Source organism: Nostoc sp. DedQUE08, from assembly GCF_034530895.1.
Classification (GTDB): Bacteria; Cyanobacteriota; Cyanobacteriia; order Cyanobacteriales; family Nostocaceae; genus Nostoc.
This window is the reverse complement of record NZ_JAVRCD010000068.1, coordinates 37,118-43,385: the sequence shown is the minus strand read 5'-3', so window position 1 is coordinate 43,385 and position 6,268 is coordinate 37,118. Positions and strand designations below refer to the sequence as shown.

The following is a 6,268-nucleotide window of genomic DNA, read 5'->3' as shown; positions in this document are numbered from 1 at the left end:
TTTTTTAGAAGTTGCGCTCGCTCTTATATTAGCTGATGTGAAAAAATCTTCTTAGAGCTGATTCGTAAAGAAAATCTAAAGAGCTTCTGGGTTAGCTTGAGTAGATTTTATGCTAGATCAAGTGAATAGTTGCACTAAACATGACTCGTCTCCCTGAAATAGCGAATCCTAAAAGGAAACCTTACCCCAGCGATCTCAGTGATGTTGAGTGGGAAGTATTGAAACCGCTTGTACCTGCACCTAAAGGGTTTGGTCATCCGGTCGAAATCGAATTCCGCGAGATTCTCAATGCCATATTTTATGTACAACGTACTGGATGCCAATGGGAAATGCTGCCCCATGACCTCCCACCCTACACCACTGTGTATGGCTACTTTCAAAAATGGCAATCGCTTTGGCATCTGGCAACAAATGCACGACCAAGTTCGGGAACGACTACGAACGGAATTAGGCAGGGATGAGGAGTCCACCGTTGCGTAGGCGTAGCCCGTCGTAGACATCGCGGATTCTCAATCCGTCAAGACAACGGAAAAAAAGGGGAGGTCTACGGTTTCGATGGTGGCAAGAAGGTTAAAGGACGTAAGCGGCATATCGTCGTAGACTCTCAAGGATTGTTGATTGGGGTTCTCGTAACCGAAGCAAATGCCTCAGAACGATTAGGGGCGGTGGTTGTGTTGGATGAAGCAAAAGAGAAGTTGTCCAAATTAGAAGTGATCTGGGTAGACCAGGGGTATTCTGGCAAAAACTTTGCCAATGCTGTTCAGCAGGTCTGTGGTGAGCGAGTGCGGGTGGAAGTGATTAAACGAACCTCTGAGACCTTTGAGCAGTTGCCCAAGCGGTGGATTGTTGAGCGTACCAATGGAAAAGCTGAACCGATTTCGGCGGTTAAGCAAAGATTATGAGGTGTATTCAGAGGTGAGTGAAGCGATGATTTATGGTTCTTTGCTTCGTCTCATGGTCAGGCGATTAGCTACTTAAGATTTACTTTACGAATCAGCTCTTAGCACTCAATTTGAAATTTGAAAGCTGATTTTATTTGACCTGACTCCACACTCCAGTTTTAGAAGCTTTCGCTAATCCCTGAGCATTCTCGAAAGCTATTTGATTCGGGCATTCTACCCCACCAAGCCGCGTTTTAGCCAAACCACTCTTGAGTAATTCTTCCTGAAAACTAATCTCAGCCTCACCCTGTCCGCGAACCATGACTTCAGCAACAGTGCGCCCATCGCTGTCTTTTGCCACTGGAATAATCAACAGTTGCTTATCGGCAGCAATTAGCAAGAGTTCGTTTCTGTTTTGCTTCATTGCTCAATGGTTGTGCTGACACTTCACCTTGTTTCATTTCTGGGGCATCAATTCCACAAAGCTCAACTTCGATTTGGCTGCCATCAGTTTGGCGGACTGTGATGCTGTCTGCATCTATCACTTGTGTAGCTGTCCATTCTTCGGTAAGTGCGATAGATGGCTGGTTAGTTCTTTGGAAAATCAAGATAGCGATTATGGTAGCTCCAGCGATGCCTGCGGCGGTAAACTACGCAGTTAAGATTATGGGAGTTCTCCATAATGGCTTCATGTTGCTATGTCTGTTGCTGCAATATTAAGAAAGCATAATCTTAACTTATCTCCTCCAACATAGCTAAATGCTTACTCAAAGGAGCCAGGGTATTAGCAACAATCATCCCACTAGCGACGACGGCGGGTAAACCGATGCCGGGGAATGTGGAGTCACCGCAGCACATCAACCCCGCTAAAGGTGTACCGTGACCAGGAAATAAACCTTTAGCAGCAGAAATTGCCGGGCCATAGGAACCATGATGGCGGCGTAAAAAACGTTCGTGGGTGAGGGGTGTACCAACCAGGGTGATTTCGCAACGGGTGCGGATATCGCTGATGATTCGTTCTAAAGCTTGCCACATCACCTCAGCGCGCGATCGCTTTTGTTGCTCATATTCCTGGCTTCTCCTATCTAGTCCTTGCCAAAGTGCGTAAGGTTCATTACCGGGAGTGTAAACGTGAATTACGTGTTTACTTGGGGGTGCAAGGGATGGGTCAAGAATTGAGGGTATTGATACCACCACAACATTTTGCGGTGCAGTAATGCCCAATTGCCAATCATTAACCACAATATAATGACAAGCTAAATCTGCTGGTAAACCTTGAGCATCAATACCAAGATGTAAGTGCATAAAACTATCACACTCTGGTATGGCTTGGCGTTGGCTGCGGAATTTGTTTGGTACTGCTCCTTCTGGTAATAGTTTTAACGTATCCCATACCGAAGCATTAGAAACAACTGCTCGCCGCGCCCGAATTTCTTCCCCATTTCGCAGTTTGACACCTACCGCGCGTTTACCTTGTACCAAAACTTGCTCAACATGAGAGCCTAACATTAATTTCCCGCCATGTTTTTCTAACCCTTGCACCAGTGCATTGACTAAAGCACCACTACCACCAACAGGGTAATCTAACGCTACTCCTGGTTTGTACCACTCCGCAAACATAAATGCGACTTCGGCGGCTCCCGTTCCTGATGCTGGTAGTCCAGAGAGGAGAAAACACAACAAGTTCAACCAGTTAATAATAAAGGGGTCATGGACAACACCATTCACGATCCGGTCAAAAGACCCCGTTAACTTGAGAATATTGGTAGTATGTTTAGCTAACGATGGAGCAAATTTACTCATAGTCAAAGCTGCACCTATATCTAAACGTAATGCAGATGCAGGGAGAGCGCTTGCAGCTGCGGCTAGTGGTGTCATCACCGCTTGCAAGCGTCGCCATTGGGACACTGCATCTTCACCTCGTAGCCTTGCCAGCACTTCACAAAACTGTTCTGCACCCACAGATGTATCAAAATCACCTTCTGGTAGCCGACAACCCCAAGTATCATAAGTCACACATGGCAAATCCACGCCAATTACATCTAGCACTTGTCGTAAAGGGTTAACCGAAGGAGTGTAAGACAACCCAGAGTAAAGAGAAGGGCCACTATCAAACTTAAATCCTTGACGCTCAAAACTGTGCGCCGCTCCACCAGCAATTGTATGACTCTCGCAAACAGTCACATCAAAGCCATGTCGCGCTAAAACAGCAGCACAACTTAACCCCCCTATACCACTACCAATTACAACTACATCTTTTTGGTTCATAGTTATTAGTGCGTAGTCTATAGTTATTGTGCCAAGTTTTTCACTCTCAATAACTCGGGAGAAAGCAGGTTCTCTAATATTTGGGTTTGCTGTGTCATTTTCACTTGCGGGAATTTTGTCAGTTCTTTATTCTGTTTTTGTTTTATTCACATCTTTTGACAATCAGCGTTCCTTATGTTCTTAAACTTTGTATAAGGTACATCAAATAACAGCTTGGTTGTGCCTGTAGCCCTGGCGATCGCCCCTTCCCCCAGAATTGGAACTAGCTGCTTACGCAGTTGGTATTTTTCTACTTCTCTGTGCTATTGGTGTCACAAGTGGGCTTTGACATTTTTGTGAGGCGGGTTTCGGGAGTTACGATCGCTAGGGGGATTAATTTATGGCACTGTTGAATGGAATAATTGCACAATTCAATCGCCGAATTGCATGATTTTATTTCTTATACCAAGTTGCCCGTTGGGTTTAAGAAAAGGTTTTTTCGCTATATTTGACCAGTTGAGCAACAAATAAACCTGACAGATGGAATTTTAACTAATACTTTCAAAATTCCCTGAAATCACTTAAAAACTACACTTATTCAAAAATTGCAAAATATGTTGAGATGTAATTTGCGGCTATTCAATTTGAGGGGCATGACCACAGTTTTTAAGTTTTATTAATTGAGAATTGGCAATGGAGCGCTGAAATTTTTCTGCATCCCCAAGTGGGAGCATGTCATCAGCTTCTCCCCATAAAATCAATGTTGGTTTTTCAACTTGGGCAATTCTATCTGCCAAGTTGGTATAACCTCCAGTTTTGACATAATCAATCATAGCATCATGCCAAAGTGGCATTTGTTGATGTAGCATGGCGCACTGAATTGCCAAAACTATTTGGGGATCAAAATTAGGTAAAACACTACATAAGTTTAATGCCAGTATATGGCGCTGACGCAGGTATTCAACAGCCAAAAAGTCAAAAGGAGGAAATAAATATTTGCTAAAAGCAGGAGAACTAGTGTAACCTAAACTATTAATCAATACTAGCGATTTGACAATTTGAGGAGAAGTGAGAGTAAAATCGATTGCAGTTGCACCTCCCATTGATGCGCCTACTAGTACGATTGGTCTATTGATTAAAGTTTTCCAAAAATTGTAAAGGTGAATTTTGATTGTAGTTGGGCTGTAACTTATTTCTTTTTGTCTTTGTGTAAAGCCAAAACCTAACAAATCTACTGCCCATGTTTCATTTTGAGCAGCAAGTAATGGTAAAAGAAGGCGGAACTCAAGGATGGAACTGTCGAAGCCGTGAAGCAGCAGAATTGGTGTGACTCCACAACCTTTGTGAATATAGGTTGTGGACACTGGTTGGTCGCTCAAGGAGGTAACAAGGTTAATTCTCTCGATACTTTGGATGAAAGCGATCGTCTCTGGGTCTTTGGGTTGATTAACTTGTAATGGCAGAAAATTAGTCAACATTGAAGCAATACAATAAGGCGTTTTGAAAGCGATAGATTATTTAACTGTAATAAAAAATTACACATTAATTTCTTCTTGCTTGTCAGCTTTACTCCTGCAACTCAGTAAGCTTTTTTTGATATTCTTTGTACTCTCTGTCTTGATGCTGCCAGTATTTCTCAACTGTTACTTTAGCAGCGTTCGCGTTGTTGTATTCATCTCCACCTTGGCTTAACAATCGTTGTTTGGTTTGCTTTCGTAAGTCAGAAACAACTTTGCCATTAACTTTACGCGTCTTTGACCAATCTAGAATCGCTTTAGGATAGTTACTATTGTCAACGTATTTTCCCTGTTCAATTTCTAGTAAACTGTAGCCCTGTAGTTCCGGTATCCAGTGGTAAATAAAGTCTCCTTGAGGGTCTTTTTCGGCAACATTCTTTGACGGATTATAGATGCGGAAAGTATCGCTCAGTGGATTCGTTGCACCAGCCTGCATCTGCCACTGCCAATTATTAATTGCTAAATCTCCATCTACTAAATAGTTCATATAATGTCTAGCGCCGTGATGCCAGGAAATCCCACAGTTAATAGTTAGGAATGTGGCACACATTGCCCGCATCCGAAAATTCATCCAACCCATTGTTTTGAGTTGTCGCATACTGGCATCAACCAATGGAAAGCCTGTCATTCCTTGTTGCCACGCCTGGAATAATTCTTGTTTTGCTCCTGATAACGCTGATGGGGTATATAGTTGATCAAATTCTGGGTAACGGTTAGTGTAAGCAATTTCTGGATGGAAATAGAGCCGCCCGGTAAAACTATCATGCCAACGCAAACGGTCTCGAAATGTTTTGAGGGAAAATTCTGCTTTGGGTTGAGCTTTTAATTCTCCTGCTAAAGCTTTAGTGTTTTGGTAAACAGTGCGAGTTGAAATAGTTCCAAAAGTCAGGTGTGGTGATAAATGAGATGTTGCCCCAAGCTGCGAGAGCATTGGACGAGAAAGTTTCCAATGGTATCCGTAATATCTTTTTTTGAGAAATGAGTCTAGTTTAGCTTGTGCTTGTGTTTCGCCCCCTGGAAAGTAAACTTTCTCTACTGCCCAAAAACGATGGTATTTTTGTTTAAGTTCTTCAAATGTTAACTGTGGTAGATTGAGCGTAATTTGAGGCGTATTAATAGTTGCTGGTGTTTTGTATTGAGATTGTCTTTGATAGGTGTAGTATTCCTTAAACCACTCGTCACGTTGCTCTGCTGATTGCAGAAAGTTGTTTAGTCCAATATGGTAATCAAGGTTTAACTGTTTGTAGAAATCAACTACGGTTTTATCCCGGCTGACACCGTACTCTACCTGCACATCACGGTTAAAGAAAAGTTTGGGTTTATATCCTGCAATGATTAACTGCCTAGTCAACTCTTGCACGATGTTTGTAGAATTACCTTCAAATAAGTACAGCTGACTACCTAACTTTTGCAGATTTGAGTTGAGATTTTCCAATGACTCAAACAAGAAGCGGACTCTAGCAGCTCCGACATCAGCCCAGGTATAAAACCAAGGGTCAATAATGAAGAATGGCAGAACTCTTGCGTCATTACCAGATGAAGAGGTGACAATTTCATTGTCAGTTAAACGCAAATCTCGACGGAACCATAGAAGGTGCATTGTTTAACTTACCATAGCCTACA

At 42.7% G+C, this 6,268-nt stretch carries 5 protein-coding genes and 1 pseudogene; 1 reads left to right on the top strand and 5 read right to left on the bottom strand.

Features of this window, described 5'->3' with window-relative positions:
* Window positions 1-140: 140 nt before the first annotated feature.
* Window positions 141-978 (top strand): annotated as a pseudogene (locus RMY64_RS31085) (IS5 family transposase).
* A 54-nt stretch (window positions 979-1,032) separates the two neighbouring features.
* Here the strand turns inward: RMY64_RS31085 and RMY64_RS31080 are convergent.
* From RMY64_RS31080 to RMY64_RS31060, 5 genes are all read right to left on the bottom strand, one after another.
* Window positions 1,033-1,305, bottom strand: coding sequence for a thermonuclease family protein (locus tag RMY64_RS31080; protein ID WP_322700454.1), 273 nt, complete (start codon window positions 1,303-1,305; stop codon window positions 1,033-1,035).
* Window positions 1,262-1,489 carry a hypothetical protein gene (locus RMY64_RS31075; RefSeq protein WP_322700455.1) on the bottom strand — a complete coding sequence of 76 codons (228 nt, stop codon included), beginning with the start codon at window positions 1,487-1,489 and terminating at the stop codon, window positions 1,262-1,264. Before RMY64_RS31075 ends, RMY64_RS31080 begins: the two co-directional genes overlap by 44 nt.
* 124 nt (window positions 1,490-1,613) lie before the next feature.
* Window positions 1,614-3,149, bottom strand: a complete 1,536-nt coding sequence (locus RMY64_RS31070) for an NAD(P)/FAD-dependent oxidoreductase (protein WP_322702056.1) — start codon at window positions 3,147-3,149, stop codon at window positions 1,614-1,616.
* 614 nt (window positions 3,150-3,763) lie between these two features.
* Window positions 3,764-4,606: an alpha/beta hydrolase gene (locus RMY64_RS31065; protein ID WP_322702055.1), complete on the bottom strand. Its 843-nt coding sequence runs from the start codon at window positions 4,604-4,606 to the stop codon at window positions 3,764-3,766.
* A gap of 88 nt (window positions 4,607-4,694) precedes the next feature.
* Window positions 4,695-6,245 (bottom strand): deoxyribodipyrimidine photo-lyase, encoded by a 1,551-nt coding sequence (locus tag RMY64_RS31060; RefSeq protein ID WP_322702054.1) that lies wholly within the window; start codon window positions 6,243-6,245, stop codon window positions 4,695-4,697.
* Window positions 6,246-6,268: the final 23 nt, after the last annotated feature.